This is a genomic window from Paenibacillus ottowii (genome assembly GCF_050516475.1).
Taxonomy (GTDB): Bacteria; Bacillota; Bacilli; order Paenibacillales; family Paenibacillaceae; genus Paenibacillus; species Paenibacillus ottowii.
In genome coordinates this window covers 4808631-4827877 of record NZ_CP191577.1, presented here as the reverse complement: position 1 = coordinate 4827877, position 19247 = coordinate 4808631, and the positions used below count along the sequence as shown (strand labels likewise).

Genomic DNA, 19247 nt, shown 5'->3' with positions numbered 1-19247 from the left:
TCATATCATGTATGATGTTCTGGACAATATAGGAAACACAACATACTAAACACGTAAGGAGAAGATCCAATTGTCTAACTCGTTAAATCCGCAATACAACCAACAAGGAGCACCATCCAGACCAGCGCCTGTTTACCCACCACCTGTTTCATTCAAGGAGTGGATGATCAGTTTACTCCTGATGGCTATACCGGTAGTTGGACTTGTTATGCTGTTTGTGTGGGCTTTTAGTGGCTCGACGAATCCGAGCAAAGCGAACTATGCTAAAGCAGGCCTGCTTTGGGCCGCTATTGTAATTGTTGTCTATATCATTTTGGCTGTCGCTCTATTGCCTGCTATCATAAGCTCTTTGAATTCAAGCAGCTACTATTGATTTCAAGTACATAGCAAAATAACCTTCTGATGAATCCAATTGAACCATCAGAAGGTTTTTAAACTAAAACTGCCGATCCTGTGAACTGCACCCCAGATGTTAGACATATCTAACAGCTGGAGGTGCAGTTTTTTTCACTTCACTTTACTTGTACCAAAGATCATCGGTTTCAAGCTCCTGTAGACTGCTCAAAAACGATTTTGAGTTATCAACATAAAGTTCAGTGTCGATATAGTACAGCTTTTTATCATGTAAGCATTGATCAATATACTCTGCATTCAAAATACTTTTATCTTCCACATTGGCGGCAAATGCTTGCAGTTTGGGAAGTGCTGTTTTCTGATATTCAAGCCACGAATGATGGAATCCGGCTGGCTCCTCCAGACAATAAATATCATCATATAAAGCTTCTGCAATCCCCTTTTTCCTGAGATAATCAGGTGTGAAAGGCATACTTTTGAAGTAGCGTCCGGTCATAGCGAACACGCGATAGCTCCAATGAGGAGCACCATGATTAGATTGGCAAAACAGATTCAGAAAAAATACAGAATAGTGCATTTTTATCGTAATAATATGATGCTTCTTCACTTCCGCAACAATACGATCTGCCATCCGGCTGTCAATGATCTCATCGAAATCAGCCAATATGATCACATCATCATCCTCAACCTTATCCTGCAAAATAGAGGTGCTTCTGTTTCTTTGGCAAGCCTCATTATAAAACGCACTGTTATGACTGAGCAGACGCCAGTACCAGTGGTCAAAGTGATCCGCGCCGCAGCGATCCACATCAAAGTACAACGAATGCTGCTCAGGTTCACGAAACATTTGATCCGCATGAAATGGATGATGAATGACCTTGGAACCAACATAATATGGATTAAAGTTGCGTGGCTTATCCAAATAGCTGAATGTCTTGTTAGCTTCGATCACATGCAGTTCGTCGATCCAGCTGGCATTTTCTTTTATTTTAATCTCTGCAACGCGATTTTCATTGAAAAAGGGGCAAAATTCATATATTTTCATAATCTGAGGTTCCCTCCACTATCATGGTATATGGTCGAACACCGATGCTTCGATACAGATATTCGGATATAAAACGTACTAACTTAGCGATCGTCTGATCCTTATAATGCAGTGAACTATAATAGCAGGTTAAACTTAATCTATCGCGTCTAAGATCTGCCGTCATATTTAACTTGTAAGCAGAGGGGTTGTCCGCAGCATTCGTATTTCCGTAAGAAATCGATAAAGGCTCGTACAAATCATCAGCAATTCCGTTCATTTCCTCTGATTGGTAATGGAAAAGCATATGTGTTCCGTCCCTTAGTGATTTCGTATTTGGATAAATATCCTGTATCATATATCGTAAAAGAAAGTAATCCATGCCTTCAGATGGAAGATGCTGCAACATGTGTATGACATGACCCAGTGCCTTTTCCCAATTGTCCGACTGGTCTTCTTCCGGGATCTGAATACGAAGAGGATATGCTCCAGCAAAAAAACCAATAGTACGATCAATCACAATACCCGGCAAAAAAGACTCACGTTGATAGGACATGACATGCAGCAGCAAATCCAATTGGTTTTTCAATTGAAAACAAGCCTGTGATAGTGCCGTTAGCAGGATGCTCAGTGGTGTCGTTTGATGATTTATAGCCAATGCCTTTAATCGCTGGAGATGCTCTTCTCCTTCAAGTAAATCATGCGTTATAGTTCTCATGTGGCGATGAAGAGGTTCTACCTCAGATTCCGTGTCAACCTGCAAAGATTGCCCGCCTTCTACAACCCTGTTCCAGAAAGTGAATGCTTTAGAAAAAGTGTTTTTCGCCGCATATTGGGTCAACGCGATGCACCAATCCCGATAACTGCTTTCCTCCTCCGCATGTAGCGCCAGATCACTCCCTTGTCCCGGCAAGAGAAGATGTCTCAAATCCTCTAAAAAAATGTTTATGGAGATTCCGTCAAAAATCAAATGATGGAACAGAAGTAATATCACCTGTTGCCTCTCTCCGCAATAGTGATCAAACAACACTACTTTCCATAAAGGGCCTTTCTTGATATCGAATTCATACTGTACTTTCGAGCAGTAGTCCGAAATATAGACATCATGTGAACCCGGGACCATGTGAAGATCTACGTAAGAGACTACCTGTTCTGCACTTATTTGCTGCTCAAACTGATACCATTCTCCATCCTCCAGTTGAGCAAAAGATAGTCGTAACGCCTCATGTTTACTCAATAGTTGTTCAATCGACATGCTCAGTAATTCAGTAGGAATGTAATTTTTGAGCAGGGCCAGGTAAGGAACATTAAACATGTTGCGATTCACAAGATCTCTTTGGAAAAAACGTTTTTGTACAGCAGACAGTGGAAATCCGTCATCCGGATATGCTTTTCTTATAGATTGAATATACGAGTTATCCATATTCGGACAGAGGGCAGGTGCTGTATTCGTCGATGCTTTGCTCAAGGAAATAGCCAAACGTTCGATCGTCTGTTCGCGAAATATCTGATTGACCGTAACTGGATATCCGCTTTTTTGTAGCAAGCTGGCTATGCGAAGCGCATGGAGTGAATGTCCTCCCAACGTGTGAAAGTATTCATTCTTGCCGATGTAATCCAGCTTTAGGACCGTGCTCCAAACTTCTTCTATGGTCTGCTCCAATTCAGTCTTCGGTCCGGCAATTGCTTCTTTCTCGCTAGGGATTTCAGGTAAAGGAAGCCTTTTCCGATTGATTTTCCCGTTAACCGTTAACGGGAACGACTTTAGCCAAATATAACGAAACGGCAGCATATATGATGGAAGGCCATTAGCCATAAAGGTATGAAGCTGCTCCTCTCGTTCTTCCTCTTCCGCTGTATAGTAAGCGAACATCCGTAGATCACCATGAACCTCCCGGACAAGGACCAGGCATTCTTTCACTGTAGGATAGCTGCCAAGACGGAACTCGACTTCTCCGAGTTCGATTCGATAACCACGGAGTTTTATCTGATCGTCAACCCGTCCGATATACTCGATATTCCCGTCTGGGAGCCATCTTACTCGATCACCCGTACGATATAATACTACATTTGTACCTCTTTCACGATCTTTGGCAGAGCGATGTGGATTTGAAATAAACGCCTGCTCTGTCAATTGGTTTTGCTGCCAATATCCCCTCGCCACCCCGTCTCCTCCCACGTATAATTCTCCGACTGCTCCGACAGGCTGAACACGGCCCCGTTTGTCCAAAATGTAACAAGTTGAATTACTTATGGGCTTACCGATAGGAATATTCTGCTCAAATGGCTCTTCGATCCGGTAACTCGTCGAAAAGGTGGTGTTCTCCGTAGGACCATACACATTGAGAATCGAAAGTTCCGGATAGGCGAGCCGGATACGATTGATATGCTTAACCGACAACATTTCCCCACCTACAACCAACCATTGGAGTTCAGCAAATAGCTTTTCATTTTCTTCAATCCATTGATTACACAGTGCGGAACTTAACCATAGGGTATTAATTCCCCACTCCTTCATCCGCTGCTCAATCAGGCGGATATTCAGAAGATCATCTTTGGAAACTACAAACAGCTGACCGCCATTCAGCAACGTTCCCCAAATTTCAAACGTCGAAGCGTCAAAAACAGGCGAACCCGTATAAAGTAATCTGACGTCAGTGGAAAATGGGAAATAACAAGTGTTTTGGACCAAGCGAATGACATTGCGATGTTCCACCATAACGCCTTTCGGTTTTCCCGTCGATCCGGACGTATACATGAGATAAGCAAGGTCATTGGGAGCAACCCTGTTTCTCTTCTCTTCCTGTTGTACAATTCCATCTGGGTCAAAATGCTTTGTATCAATCAAGATTAAACGGATTCCTTTACTGACTTCTGAGATACGTTCCGCTCCTTCCTGTGAAGTGAGGATGGTGTCCAGTCCAGTGTCCTTGATTAATTCACGGGTTCTTTCTGCAGGAAAATCAGGGTCAATAGGAACATAGGCATATCCCGCTTTCATAATCGCCAGAATAGAGACAATGAATTCAAGAGAACGCGGCAAATAAACTCCGATAAACTTTCCATGACGATCATTGGCATTAGCATCATCCGTTAATTTATTGGCAATGTGCTGAGACATGAGGTCCAAGCTTTGGTAGGACATAACCTGATTGTGCGCAATTATTGCCGGCTGTGAAGACCGCTGCTTGGCTTGCTCCTGAAATAAGTCAACAATCGAACGATCTCTGGGATATGCTGTATACGTATTGTTCCATTCATAGACGATTCGATCATATTCATCCCTGTTCATAAAGCAGACATCTGCAGGGGTATGATTCGGATGTTCCAATACATATTGCACCGTATTATGCAGATGCTCTGCTAATCGGCTAACCGTTTCTTTTTTCAGTCGATCTGCATCATATATAAACTTGATGATCATCTGCTCCCCATCATGGGCCACGGTGATCGTCATTGGATAATTCGTTTTTTCTCGTTCCTCCATAGATGACATCTTCAATTCATTTGCAGGCTGCCGATAATCGTTCAAATAATTTTCGAATGCCACGATGCTGTAAAACATGGCATGTCCCTGAATACCAGACCAGCTCCTCAATTCGTTTAGACTCACATAACTGTGGTCGTTAATTTTCTGAATGGTTTGGTGCAGCTGTTGTACATACTCCGTGATGGTTTGCTCCACATTCCAGTGCATGACTAAAGGCAGCGTATTAATCAGCATGCCTGTGATCCGATCCGCTTTTGCAAGATCCGATCCTCTCCCGGACACCACCATGCCAAAAATGGTTGTATCGGCATCATGATAGACTTGTAGCACTTTGCCCCATGCGAACTGTACCAGCGTATTTAGTGAAACTTGTGCTTGCTGTACAAAATCAGCAATTTGCTTGGTTCGTTTTGAATCAAAAATAAGAGTTTCGATCTGCTGGTTCTCGATCGGTTGATGTACATCGGGAAGTGTACCCTTCTCTATCGGCAGTCGTGTTGGCTCCGTTACTTCGGCCAAATACGTCTTCCAGAATGTCTCGGCCTCCGTGCGATCTTTAGAGTTTAACCAATGAATATAAGATTCAAAAGAACGGGTCAAGCTGCGCTGTGGCATCCGATTTTGCAGGCTGCAAGCATAGAGCTCATGTACCCGATTCAGCAGCAGCGGTAGGCTCCAACCGTCCAGCAAAATATGATGGTAACTCCAAATCATCGTCCATTCGTTCGAAGCAATCTGAATCAAGGTTAGGCGAAACGCGGGCTGAGTTAGATCAAAACGGTGATTACGATCCGCTGCCATCCAGCATTCGATATACTCCTGCTGCCGCACTGGTTGCTCTGCTTCAAAATCCAAAAAGGTCCATGCCCATTCTGCATTTCGGACAATACATTGTATGGGCTTGTCCAGCGCCTCCCAAATGTAGCAAGTCCGCAAGCTATCATTTTCGGCAATGACACTGTTCCAGGCTTCACGGTAGTGATCTACCTCTAGCCTGCCATGATATTTCCAACGAACCTGTACGAAATATTGATCGGAGGCGGGATGGTCCAAGTAATGGAACAGTAGTCCTTTCTGTAAGGGAGTTAGATACAGCATTTTATCCAGACCATACTGCAAGTGATATGTCTGTACGATCTGATCGAGCGGTTGCTGTTCCAGGGACACGGATGGAAAATCACTAGGGGTGAATTCTTCGTGTTCAGCCTGGCTGCAATGCTCGATAATAGCAAGCAGACGTGTTACAAAAGCATCTAGCAATTGAGTTATAGTTACTTCTTCATAATGACACTTGCTATATTTCATAAACAGATGCAGCTTGCCATGAACAATGGAACAATTGAGTTCCAATAGGCTTGTTCCATGATTAAGCGGTGAGCTATAATCCTGTGCTGCGTCACGTGTAAACTCTAGCCAACCGTTTGACTCATTCATATTCCCCTGATCAAATTGGCCCAAGTAATTGAAAAGAGCCTGAGGTTCGGAAGCTGCTAACTCGGAACGAACTTCTTCGCGCGGGTGGCAGTATCTTAAAGCACCATAGGACATGCCGCGGTGAGGAATATAGCGCAATTGCTCTTTGACAGATTTAATCGTCGCTCCCAAAGAGCAACCATCCGGAATCTGAATGCAAACTGGAACCATGGAGGTAAACCAACCGATAGTCCTTGTCAGGTCTATATCGGATACAAAGTGCTCACGTCCATGACCTTCTAAGCGAAATGCAATCGTTGTCTGTCCAGACCAATCGGAGAGCGCTAGAGACCAAGCTGTAAGCAGCAAATCGTTGATCTCAGTATGGTAAGCCTGGGAGCAATGGTGCAAAAGCAGCTCCGTCTCGTCCGAAGCAAGTATCGTAACCAATTCTGAAGATTCCCTGCTCTTTTTATGAGCCGGATCATGGTCAACTGGCAGCACAAAAGCTGCAGCTTGGTGCTGTACTTTTTTCCAATGTTCAATATGACTTAAAGTATCCTCATGTACAGAATAACTCATCAATGCAGAATTCCACTTTTTGTATGGATTCAAAACGGGGGGCAGCGCGATCCCCTGATACAATTGATACAATTCCTGAACCAATATTCTCCAGGACACTCCATCAATGACCAGATGATGTATAGTCATAAATAAACGAGCTTTACCGTCAGGATGACCTTGGATTACTCCTGCATACATCATGTTTCCCGTCTCATAATTCAATTGTCTGCTCCATGTATCACATATGCTTGAAATTTCGGAATCAGGATATTCAATTTGTTGAAGGGTATAGCTAGCCAGTTGGATGGAGGCATCCGTTTGGTAGCGCTGCGAATACTCATGTTCCCTGACCACAATCTCCATCGAAAGCTCTGGATGTAATCGAATCAATTGATTAATGGCAGTTTCCAACCTCACAGGATCGAAATCATGGAGCACAAATAGCTGGGATTGATTGAAATAATGCGGCTCTACAAACGGTTGCTCGAAAAACCAGTGTTGGATTGGTGTCAAGCCAAATTCGCCTGTCAAATCAACCATAAGCTCTTCCGTTTGACTACTGTCTATCCAAGCAACTACAGTAGCTAATTTCTTAATGGTTGGATGCTCTGCCACTTGTCTCGGAGTAAGTATCATACCGTGATCTCTGGCCATAGATACGACCTGAATGGCAAGAATTGAATCTCCCCCAACAGCGTAAAAATGGTCGTTAACTCCGATATCTCCCCTTTTTAAAATCTGTCGCCAAATCCAAAGCAAACGCTTTTCGAGATCATCCTCATCTGCTTCCACAGCTTCATCAGCATGAAGAAATAAGGTACTCTTCGGATCGGGGAGAGCCCCACGGTCGACTTTTCCGTTTGTATTTACTGGAAATGAATCCAGATGACAAAAATACGAAGGAATCATATATGCTGGTAACATAGCATTTAAGTGCTGCGCCAGTTCCGCCTCTTTCAGTTCTTCTCCAGCAGTATAATAGGCAACCAGTTTATGGTATGATCCGTCTTTCCAGGCTTGAACGATACATTGGCCGATGTCAGGATGCTGGCGTAGCTGATATTCGATTTCACCCAGTTCGATACGATACCCTCTGATTTTAATCTGTTCATCACTGCGTCCTATAAATACCAGTTCTCCATCCGGCGTCCATTTCACAATATCCCCGGTTTTATATAACCGCTCACTGTGCGACGGATACTCACTGCTGATTGCAATCTCTTTTTGAACGAACCGTTCTCGAGTCAGTTCCTCACGATTCAAATATCCTCTGGCAAGCCCAATGCCCCCTACCCATAATTCGCCGGGAACGCCGACAGGCACAGGATTGCCGAATGAGTTTAAGACGAATAACCGTTTGTTATAGACGGGTTGACCGATCGTAATTTCTTTTCCTGGCCGGCAGACAGAAGTAGCACAAATTATCGTAACTTCGGTCGGCCCGTAAGCGTTCACAAATTGTCTTCCTCTACCCCAATAATCGACAATGTCAGGAGTACAGGGTTCTCCAGCAGATATAAGTGTATGCAATTTCGGCAATTCTCTATGTTTCATTGTTCGAAGCACTGATGGTGTCAGCATGGCAATGTGGATGTTCTTCTCTGCAAGAATATCTGAAATATCAACATAAGGTGGTAGTTCATCATCTGATAGAACAACCAATGTCCCGCCTACTGATAACGTGCCGATCCATTCGTAGACCGAAGCGTCGAAACTCATGGAGGCGAATTGCATGACTCTTGAGTCAGAGGTAATACCAAACTTTTCAACCAGATAAGGGACCAATGCGACCAAGCCAGCATGTTCAATGAGAGTTCCCTTCGGTTTTCCGGTAGAGCCGGAAGTGTAGATAACATAAGCCAGATCATTCTGCTTCAGCCCGATCTGCAAATTTTCGTTGGGATTGCAGTCCTGCTGCACCGAGCATTCATCCACACAAATCAGTGAATGTGGTTTCATACCCAGTTGAGAAATATATGGATGTATCCTGCTTACTAATTGACTGTGCGTTACAATCATTTCAGCCCGTGCATCTTCTAAAATAAATCGCAGCCGCTCCCCAGGATATTGGGGATCAATCGGAAGATAAGCAGCTCCCGCTTTCATAACTCCGAGCATTGAGGGAACCACATCTGCGCTTCTGTCCATAATGATAGCAATCAGCGTACCAGTCGGCAGCGAGCCATGTCCTTGTAGCAAATACGACTCTCTAATCATGTGGCTGATTTGATTTGCCCGGTGATTTAACTCATAATAGGTCAGCCTCTGCTCACCAAACTCCAAGGCAATCGCATGGGGTGTTCGATCAGCCTGCTCCTCGATCAATTGAACCACCGTTTTATCCTTAGGATAGGCTCGTTCTGTATTATTCCATTGTTGCATCTGTGTGCGTTCTTTCGTGGTCAGCATGGGATGAAATAGTACCTTCTTCTTTGGAAGAAGGAGCACATTTTCCAGCAATGTTTGAAAATGGCCTGCGAAGCTAGCGATTTGTCTTTCTCCAAAACGATTTCCATCATACTGGATTGCGCACTCCAATACATCCGCATCATAATGGTAGCAGAGTGCGATTTCTAGCTGATCTATACTGTATAAGAGAGCCGGTGCTCTCACATTGGAACTTGGAGATAAGAAATTATCACACATCTCCTTGATACTCACATTGAAGAAATCCTTCTCTGCCCCTGATCGAGAATCGATTTTAGTTTGCTGCGAAGAATCCTCTCTCCAATCGCTGCTGGTACGTCGTTTATTCCATTCCATTGCAACCCTTTGTATCAAAGAGAAAATATCATCTTCTCTCTGTATATGAATGAGTAGCGGATAATCTAGACGACATTCTTTGGCTTCTTTGTCGGATATCACAGAATATACAACAGGCAAAGCATATTGATTAGCGTAATGGGATAGCAGTACGGACCATATGGATGTTATAAAGGAAGGCATACCTATCTGGTGATTCTGTACAAATTTTAAAATCGCTTGAACCTGCCTTGTCTCCAAACGAATGTTGTAAAGCACTCGGTCATTCCCCGCGGGTTGTTCGATATTTCTACTGTGGTGAGAAAATAAAGGCAAATAACGTTGTGACCTATCGGACCCACTCTGACTAGGTGTAGTGGATGACTCTATCACTTATTGTACCTCCCCAATCCGAGATGCCATACCGGCAGCTTGATAAAAAGCGGCCCTGACTTCCTCTACTTCTATCTCATAACTGCATCGTATAGAAAAAATAAGACCGTCCGTGTAGGAAGTAGCAATGCAATTGAACAGTGAATGGATCGGCAGCGGATTCGGTTGCTTTACAACAGTATCATCATAATAAGTACTGTATTTTGTGCCTGCTTTCGTGCTGTTTCCTAAATAGTTAAACATGAATAAATCTAGTTGCTCATACTGTTTCCCCAATTGTACAAATGTTCTGGTCTGTTCCCACTTGTCTTTATAATCAGGACTTGTAAGAAGATGCATGAAATTGATTGTATGGTGTTTTAGTACATCCAGTCTGCTTCTGATAGACAGCATCATTTCATCTGGGTTTTGCTTCAGATCCAACAGCATAGGCACAAAATCAATAAATTCACCAGCCGTGTTATAGTAAGCCTCCTCGTCGTATCTTCTTCCATCATATAAAAATAACAATGGCAGCTTATCCATACCTAAATAAGTTTGCAGACCCCTTGAATAGACAGAAAGCGCCAGCTCTAAAGAAGGATTCTCAGCGGGGATACATACGTTAAACTGATAGGCTTCTGTGCTCGCTCGTAGCTTTGGTGTTTGTAAGATGTTTTGCTTGCTTTTTTGGAACGCTTCCAAATTAAAAGCTGATATCAATTCTTCTTCCGTGATTCCCTTCGGTCCACTTTGGATTTGTCTGACATACTCCACATAGGGCTTCACTTCATCCGTAGGAAGGGGGCGATTTTGAAGTAGACACCTGTAGCAGGCAAGCAACTGTCGTTCGGATACTTCTGAGGTCACCCGGTCGCATATCGTATGGTGATAAATAGTTATGACATAATGTTCACGCAGGTTTCGTTTCAGCACAAACATGTGGAACATCATATGCTCTCCGGCGAACCTGGTATTTGTAATATAATCATTTATCATTTCCATAAGGGAGCCACATGGATTGTGAGCTGACACGTCAATAATGTTAAGCTTTGACACAGTATTGCTAGGAAGTACGTATTCCCTCCAATAAGTCCATCCATCTCTTGGGGTCGCTACGCTCCTCAGTAATCCTTGACTTTGGACAAAGTGATTGTAAGCCTGATTCAAAAAATCATAATTTACACATTCATCCAGCCTAAATACATCTAAGCTTGGTGGTGTTTGAAACGAAATTTGCATTTGTTGAATTCCACTTAGCGGATATTTTTGAGCCACTTCCCCTCTTTTAAGAAACTGATCTTTTTTCAAATAATCCTCTTCCAGTTGCTTGCGTAAACTTTCCACATGATCCGAATTCATGCTCTTTAAGCCCAGACGCTGGAAGAATTCCTCTTCATCCATCGTCCAGTATTGATCAGCCATTTCCGCTTTTAGTTGCAGTGGTACAATATAATGTGGCAGTAACTCTGGAGCTACTTTTCCGTCCATAATCCGCATGATATGGTTAACGTCAGCCACCATGTCGGAGTAAAGTACCTGAATATCTCTAACTTCGTGAATAAAATCCCTTACTTGGTATTTCACCCACTCAAAAACACCACCCGTTTCTTGGTGAAGCCAAGACATCAACTGTTGTGCTGTTTTAATGATGCCCTGCTGCTTTGGGGACCCTATAGCACTATTCTGTGTTGAATGAAGGTAATCAGCGAGGGCCCGAATCGTTTTATAGTGATAAATGTCTGTTAAAGTGACGTGATATCCCGCACACTCCATCCTTGACATTAAAGTAAGCGCATGAATAGAGTGTCCACCGAGGTCGACAAAGCTATCTAAAACACTGAGCTGCTGTAGTCCCAATACATCCTGCCAGATTTCCATCAGCTTCGTTTCCAGTCCCGGCTCAGGAGACACATATTCTGCTCCAGCATGTATATTTTCACCAAGAGCCAACAGTGCTTTACGATCCAGCTTACCATTCAATGTCAGTGGCAATTGCTCTAATTGAATAAAAAAAGAGGGGATCATGTAGTTCGGCAGCTTGATAGAGAGAGCCGTTTTAATTTCACTTGCTGTCAGATTGGTGGTCGCTGTAAAATACGCTTCCAGCTGCTTCTGACCGGCCTCATTTTCACGAACAACAGCTGCCGCTTCTTGTATATCAATTAATTTTAATAGATGCGACTCTATTTCCCCCAGCTCAATTCGATAGCCCCGTATTTTCACCTGGCCGTCGATTCGGCTAATAAATTCGATGTTTCCATCCGATTGCTCTTGTACCCAATCTCCGGTACGATACAACCTGCCTCCAGGTACCCATGAAGACTGAATAAACCGCTCCGCTGTCAACTCTGGTTGATTCAAATAACCTTTAACTAATCCGTCGCCAGCGATGTACAATTCACCTGCAACTCCCTGCGGCAAAGGATGCTGCTCCTGATCCAGGATATAAACCTTCGTGTTGCTGATTGGTTTGCCGATTGGCACGCTATTTGCATTATCGTCCAAATGATTAATCGGGTAGTACGTAGCAAATATCGTGCTCTCCGTCGGTCCATAGACATGAATTAAACGACCTGGACCCAGATATGCAAGCGCTTTACGTACATGACTGACCGACGCCTTCTCACCACCGAATAGCAACGTTTCAATGGTTGCAAAGCAGCTGGGATCAATATCCACCAATGCATTAAAAAGAGCCGTTGTCACAAAGCATTTTGTAATCTGTTGTGTACGAAGTATATTGGATAGCTCACGTGCATTCACAGTTTGATCTTGAGTGCTCAAAACAAGAGTACCCCCATTAAGCAGAGCCCCATAAATACCAAATGTAGAACCGTCAAACGAAAAGCTGGACACTTGCAATATACGATCTTTTGTCGAGAAATGGATGTAATTTGTCTTTTTAACAACACGTGTAATGTTGTAGTGCATCGTTAAGGTTCCCTTAGGCTCGCCGGTAGAACCAGACGTATACATAATGCATGCTAGCGCATCGGAACTTTGACTAGAAGTGAGATTCCCCGTTTCTTTCCCGTAGTTTCGTTTATCTGTCAAATCCAGTGCAAGATTGTCGAGTTCCATTGAGTTGGGGATTGGAAGCTGGGTCAGCAGGAGAGTTGCGCCAGAATCTGTTAGCATATAGCGTATACGTTCCTCTGGATATTGCGGATCAATCGGCACATAGGCTCCCCCGGCTTTTAATATTCCGAATATCCCGATGATCATTTCTAATGAGCAATCGCCCATGATTCCGACGGGCCTATCTTTATCTACACCTTTGTTCCGCAAAACATGTGCAAGCTGATTGGCCTGTGTGTTCAGATCGGCATACGTCAAGTGCTTGTCCCGAAATACGACCGCTACGTGATCCGGTGTGCGCTCAACCTGCTCTTCAAACAATTGATGAATCGTTTTCTCCCGCGGGTAATCCGCTAACATACCGTGTAACATACTTGACTTCATCTCCTTCTCCTGTCATCCATAATCCAGATATTACAATAGGTTGGGGATTTAACAGGAGAAAAAGAAATGACATGAGAGCTTGTTTTTTGACCGAAAATTTCTTTAAAATAAGTATATAGCTACTTCTTGCTCTACAATAAAATACCACAGATTGGTTACTCGACTGGAGGAAAAGAAATGACATCGGAGTGGCAGAGATTACAGACCAAACTGCCGGAATGGGTAGAACAAAGCCGTCATGAATATATCCATGGCAAGGTAGCAGCATATATTCCCGAACTGTCCAAAGCCCCGGCTGATGCGCTGGGTATTGTGGTAATGAATGGTGCGGGTGAGACCGTGGTAGCCGGAGATACGGAAATTCAATTTACGATGCAAAGCATCTCCAAGGTATTTACACTCATTCTGGCCTTGATGGATAATGGAGAGGATGTTGTCTTCTCTAAGGTGGGGATGGAGCCTACCGGGGATCGATTTAATTCCATGCTCAAGCTAGAACTGGTCGAGCCGGGGATTCCATTTAACCCACTGATTAACGCCGGAGCAATTGCAGTCTCCTCTCTGATTCGCGGAAACAGTCCAGAAGAGAGATTTGCCCGTGTTCTTCAATTTTTCCGCCTGCTTACTCATAATGACAAACTGGAATATGATCAGGATGTCTACGATTCAGAATCAGCCACAGGCCATTTAAATCGTTCCCTTGCTTATTTTCTAATGGAAAAGGGCATTTTAAGAGGTCATGTGGAGGATGTGCTTGACGTCTATTTCAGACATTGCGCTGTCAAATTGAACTGTACAGATTTAGCACGCATGGGACTCGTACTAGCCTTCAACGGCCGTGATCCAATCACAGGTATACCGCTGATTCCCCGTCGCTATGTACAGATCGCCAAAACATTTATGACAACATGTGGTATGTATGACGCCTCCGGTGAATTCGCCATTCAAGTCGGACTCCCTGCCAAAAGCGGCGTATCTGGAAGTATAATGACAATGGTACCCGGACGATATGGTATCGGGCTAGTAGGGCCTTCATTGAATCGTATGGGCAACAGTACAGCGGGTGTGCACTTGCTGGAGACGATGTCTCGGGATATGGATTGGAGCTTGTTTTAGTATATCAAAAAGGGTATTCCCAGCCTGTACGGCTTATAGGAATACCCTTTTCTGTTACGTTCCAAAACATTGCTAAATGGTTTAATCATGAACCAATTTGATTTGAATGCGGAACGGGTCAGTCACATATATGGCACTATCACGTTCTTGCCATCCATAACCTGCCGCAGCCAAACGAGCGGTTATGGCATCCAATTCTTGTTGATCTGGAACAACCAATTCAAAATAATTTAATCCTGCCGCCTGCTCAGGAGCTGGTGGTGCACCTTCACCTGCCCATATGTTCAAGCCCATATGGTGATGGTAACCACCTGCAGAAACGAACAAGGCTGAAGATCCATATCGGCACGTAATGTCAAAGCCAAGCACATCACAATAAAATTGCTGTGCTGTGAGCAGATTAGACACATGGAAGTGAACGTGACCAATTACCGTTCCCTGCGGCAGTCCCTGCCAAGGTAGATTTTCAGAAATGGCAATCAGACCTTCTGCATCCACGGGATCTGTTCCCATCATGTAATAACCATTTGCATCCTTCTTCCATTGATCACGAGGACGATCCGCATAGATTTCAATCCCGTTATTATCGGGATCATGAATGTATAGTGCTTCACTTACATCATGGTCTCCCTGTCCAATTTCAATCTCATGGGCCAGCAGATTGCGTAAAGACAAACCGAGAGCTACACGATTCGGTAGAAGAATAGCAAAGTGATATAGTCCAGCCGCGGATTGGCGCGGCAGAATCACTGCATTTTCAACATAATTAAGGATCAGGAGCGGATGTTTTCCGTCGACAGTCAATTCAGCGGTATCCGCCGTTTGACGCAGAAGCTGCAGACCAACAACCTCAGTGTAAAATTGAATAGAACGCTCCAAGTTACTCACTTTTAATGAAACCTGCCCGATTTTGGTTTTGTCATGAAGATGTGCTGTCATGAGATTTCCCTCTTTCTACATGGATTGGATGACTAAGGTTAAATCAAAATTATTGCTCTGTTGACTTACGACGGCTAAACAAAGAATCCAAAGAAAAGCGAGTAGTAGGCGCAAATACGAGGTGAAGAGCTACCAGAATAAAAGCAATATCCAGTTCATAGCCTGCACCTTGACCATTTCCCATCAACCCGCCAGACAATTTGGCTGTAAAAATGGCACCGATCAACACAATAACAAAAAGGCCAGATACATAACGAGTAAGCAATCCAAGAATCAATGCAATCCCGCCGACCAACTCAATCACCGCAACCACATAACCTAAAAATCCTGGGACGCCAATACTGGAAAACCAGCCTGCTACATTACCCAGCCCCATTTGGAATTTAGCTATTCCATGTGCCAGGAACAAAATCCCCAGCGCCACCCGCATAATTGTAGAAATGTTTCTGCTTGCTGAACTCATATTTATCTCTCCCATTCTGTTTGTTTTATTACACTCATACAAGCGTATATGAATAATTAATTTATATTACTAATAATTTGCTTAAAAAAAGAGACTCGTCTGAATCTATACCGCAGCACATAGGTGTGAATCAAACTCAAATTATTAGTAATAGTAATAATTATTTTGTAATGTGAATTTAGCATAAGAAAGTATAGTCTGTCAACAAACTATTTGGTATGATAAATAATAAATTAGTATAGATTATAATTTTAAAAAGGAGGAATGCTCAATGGGTATAGGATGCAACATTCGCGCGGCTCGTAAACGTAAAAATTTATCCATCCAGCAAATATGCGAACGAACCGGACTATCTCAAGGGTTTATGAGTCAAGTAGAAAATAATAAAACCTCCCCTTCCATCGCTACATTGGACAGCATCGCTAATGCGCTGAACGTCCCCCTTGCTTTCCTGCTTCTTAAAGAAGAGGAACGGATGCAAGTAATTCGCAAGGATGAGCGCCGTAAAACGTTGTATGGTAAAAACAACCTCCAGGTTGATCATTTGGGTGGTCAGGGGAATGTCAAAATGATGCTGGTGGACATGCCGCCAGGCTCATCTACAGAAGAAGAGCATGCTCATGCCGGGGATGAGATTCATTTTATTTTGGAGGGTACTGTATATGTGGAGCAGGGCGAGGATTCAGCTACGCTGGAAGCAGGAGATTCCTTTAGCTGGAGAGCAGCCATCCCCCACTATGCCAAAAACGTAGGAGAAAACAATGCGCGTATTCTGATCGCCGTATTTCTCGAAGCAGATCATGACGTCTAATAAAAGTTTGAGCTCCCTTCAATGTCAAATACTTATTTCATTGCAAAAAGCGTGTACCGGGAAGTTAGATTAACTTCAACGATACACGCTTTTTTGTAGTAGTTGTTTTACTTATTCCACTACCTGTTGGACATCGGTCCTCGATTCCCATGGAAGCTTGAAGGTTTTCATGATCTGCTTGGCATCGGCTCGGAGTCCACTTACCGGATCGCCCGTCGTACCCAGCAGCTCATCTTTTTTATCCATAGTAATACGCCCATAAAAAGTAGTGCTGCTGTCTCCCCATCCTGTAGTATACTCATAGATCAGCGGCTTATTAAGTTTCGGATAGGTTCCCCACTGATCTTTGGCTTTATTGGCCAAAAACAGCTCCAGTGGATCGTATTCCATCGTAAAGGTATTATCAAAGGGAGCTCCCACATACCCTTGGTAGGTGACCATCGGAAAACCGTCCTTCACTTCAACCAGACTCAGCACATCCCCGTTCACTGTAAAATACCGTAATGCTTCACCTTGAGGAAACATGTAGACACTAGACAAAAGCTCAGTGTTGGGACGGTGAACTTCTATATATGGATGAACAGAATGTCTTTCTAAGCGGATGAACGCTTCGCGTGCTGCTACGAGATCCCCCTCATACAATTGTTCTTTTAGTTTACCGTGAATCGGTGGCTCGATCTGAATCTGTGTGTTTGTATTCTCCAACGTATAACCTAATTCAAGCGACACATCTCTAAGAGGTACATATACGTCTTTGCCTACAACCTTAAAGGTCAGTTGATGCTGGTTCTTACGTAATCGCTCTTTAAGTATTAAAGGCTCTGCCCACTTTTGCAGCGTGATCTGCTTTTGTTTAGCGTCCCAATGGTAGCTTGCACCCACAGCTTCAGCGTATGGTTTGAGCGGTACCATCAGCTTACCGTCGATCAATAGCGGTTTGATTTTGTTGTTTAAGGGCTGACCGGCTATAACAATATCGGTTAGCTGCGTTGATTGAGATGCCGGGGTTCCCTGCTTAACTGCTTCAGCTTCTCCTTGGTGCGTTGTTGTCAACAATAATGATAACATGAGCAAGGCGACAAACCATCGCTGAAATCCTGTTCGATCTAGCTTCATTATTAGTCTCCGTTCACTGAATAGACTTGTTCATCCCGGCTTTATCTCTTTTTCGCTGCGTCAATGTTTTCGGGTTTCATTCCTGCCCATATGTTCGGGATACTGACGGTCTCTGGATGCTCAAATACGAGAAACGCAGTCGGCAAATATCGCTCTCCGTATTCAGAGGAAGGCTTGTTGACAATGGTGTTGTCCTTGACGAGTACCGTGGATGAACCTCCATCCAGATTAGCACCGATAACCGCTCCATGTTTAAGTAAAATATTTTGCATATCATACAAGTTGGCACCGATGCTGTACCCAGGCTGGCGACCGTCGACGGTAACGAAAATAATTGCCCCGTCTGCTCTCTGCCCCATTGCAGTACGGGGAGCAATTCCCCATCCCTCGCTCGCATTGCGAATCAGACCTTTTCCATTCACGATTAGCCGTGGTTGGAAAGTAACCGCTTCTTGCACATTCATTTTGGACAACTCGGACAACGAATAGTGACCGGCTATCATTTTTCCCTGTTTATCAATACCTACGATTTGAACCGAGGCATCTTTACCCATATCGTTGTAGTATATCTGGCCCTGAGAAATGACAACACCAATCGGTTTAAAGCCATTCCCGTTCCAGTTGGGATCAGCGAATCCACCGCCATTTACGCCAGCAACAGCCCCTAAACGCTCGACCATGCTTGATACCCGTTCTCCCCGACCGACTTTAGCAGGAACGCCGAGCCTAATTTTAGTGGGGTCATGCACGGTCATAACATAGCCATGATAATTGCGTCCCGACACCTCTTCCACTTCTACCAACGGCGTTTGTTGTACCTTGGTGGGAACCAGATCAGGTAGCTTGATAGTATGTCTGTCCTTCTCCTCGCCCATCTCCTCGAACCGGGCCGAATATTCAGCCACGCGTTTCTTCGCTTCTTCTTCCCCGATAAAATATTTCGCCCAGTGACGATGCTGAGTTGTAATTAGTGTGTCCGCAGCCAAATAGCGCATATCCTTGCCAGATGGGGTTAAAAACAACCATGCGCCACCCCCAATTCCGGCTAATAGGAATACAATAAAAAGTCGCAGCATAAAGCGACCAAATCTTCCTTTTCGTTTCTTTTTCTTATTTTTCTGCCTGCGAGCTGCTGCCCGCTGTGGCAAGACTTCCGGTTTCATTCATCATCTCTCCTGTATGGTGTCTTCTATCGTATTTCATCACTATTGCCCATCAAATGATCCGTAATGATAGGCTGCGACATCTAACGACAATATCATAAACTAATTTTGTAGAATGATAGTGTCAATTTTTTAACAGATTCATCCACTCTGAAAAATAAAATAACAAAAAGCCCTTCACTTAAAATGTGAAGGACTGCAAATATAAGAACAAA

At 43.8% G+C, this 19247-nt stretch carries 10 protein-coding genes; 3 read left to right on the top strand and 7 right to left on the bottom strand.

Annotated elements, in window-relative coordinates; all coding sequences use genetic code 11:
- Positions 1–70: 70 nt before the first annotated feature.
- A complete protein-coding gene (locus ACQQ6X_RS22485; RefSeq protein WP_305167108.1) occupies positions 71–373 on the top strand; it encodes a hypothetical protein in 303 nt (100 codons plus the stop codon).
- Positions 374–517: 144 nt separating this feature from the next.
- Here the strand turns inward: ACQQ6X_RS22485 and ACQQ6X_RS22480 are convergent, their stop codons facing one another.
- The 3 genes from ACQQ6X_RS22480 to ACQQ6X_RS22470 all read right to left on the bottom strand — a co-directional run bounded on the left by ACQQ6X_RS22480 (position 518) and on the right by ACQQ6X_RS22470 (position 13424).
- Positions 518–1399, bottom strand: coding sequence for a hypothetical protein (locus ACQQ6X_RS22480; protein ID WP_305167106.1), 882 nt, complete (start codon positions 1397–1399; stop codon positions 518–520).
- Entirely contained in the window at positions 1386–9608 is an 8223-nt protein-coding gene (locus ACQQ6X_RS22475) for an amino acid adenylation domain-containing protein (protein ID WP_430493496.1), read from the bottom strand. The genes ACQQ6X_RS22480 and ACQQ6X_RS22475 overlap by 14 nt, the downstream gene beginning before the upstream one ends.
- 372 nt (positions 9609–9980) lie before the next feature.
- Positions 9981–13424, bottom strand: a complete 3444-nt coding sequence (locus ACQQ6X_RS22470; RefSeq protein WP_305167104.1) for an amino acid adenylation domain-containing protein — start codon at positions 13422–13424, stop codon at positions 9981–9983.
- 177 nt (positions 13425–13601) lie between these two features.
- Between ACQQ6X_RS22470 and glsA the strand changes: the two genes are divergently transcribed.
- Positions 13602–14540 (top strand): glutaminase A, encoded by a 939-nt coding sequence (gene glsA, locus ACQQ6X_RS22465; RefSeq protein WP_063210499.1) that lies wholly within the window; start codon positions 13602–13604, stop codon positions 14538–14540.
- Between the two features lie 81 nt (positions 14541–14621).
- Here glsA and ACQQ6X_RS22460 read toward each other — a convergent pair whose 3' ends face one another.
- Together ACQQ6X_RS22460 and ACQQ6X_RS22455 are read right to left on the bottom strand one after the other, a co-directional pair.
- Entirely contained in the window at positions 14622–15479 is an 858-nt protein-coding gene (locus tag ACQQ6X_RS22460) for a VOC family protein (RefSeq protein ID WP_305167103.1), read from the bottom strand.
- A gap of 49 nt (positions 15480–15528) precedes the next feature.
- The gene (locus ACQQ6X_RS22455) at positions 15529–15942 is read right to left on the bottom strand and encodes a DoxX family protein (RefSeq protein ID WP_305167102.1); all 414 of its coding nucleotides are present in this window, start codon (positions 15940–15942) and stop codon (positions 15529–15531) included.
- Positions 15943–16213: 271 nt separating this feature from the next.
- Here ACQQ6X_RS22455 and ACQQ6X_RS22450 point away from each other — a divergent pair, with 271 nt between their 5' ends.
- A complete protein-coding gene (locus ACQQ6X_RS22450; RefSeq protein WP_063210505.1) occupies positions 16214–16753 on the top strand; it encodes a helix-turn-helix domain-containing protein in 540 nt (179 codons plus the stop codon).
- Positions 16754–16864: 111 nt separating this feature from the next.
- Here the strand turns inward: ACQQ6X_RS22450 and ACQQ6X_RS22445 are convergent, their stop codons facing one another.
- Together ACQQ6X_RS22445 and ACQQ6X_RS22440 are read right to left on the bottom strand one after the other, a co-directional pair.
- Positions 16865–17869: a stalk domain-containing protein gene (locus ACQQ6X_RS22445; RefSeq protein WP_305167101.1), complete on the bottom strand. Its 1005-nt coding sequence runs from the start codon at positions 17867–17869 to the stop codon at positions 16865–16867.
- A gap of 41 nt (positions 17870–17910) precedes the next feature.
- Positions 17911–19032: a phosphodiester glycosidase family protein gene (locus ACQQ6X_RS22440; protein ID WP_063210507.1), complete on the bottom strand. Its 1122-nt coding sequence runs from the start codon at positions 19030–19032 to the stop codon at positions 17911–17913.
- Positions 19033–19247: the final 215 nt, after the last annotated feature.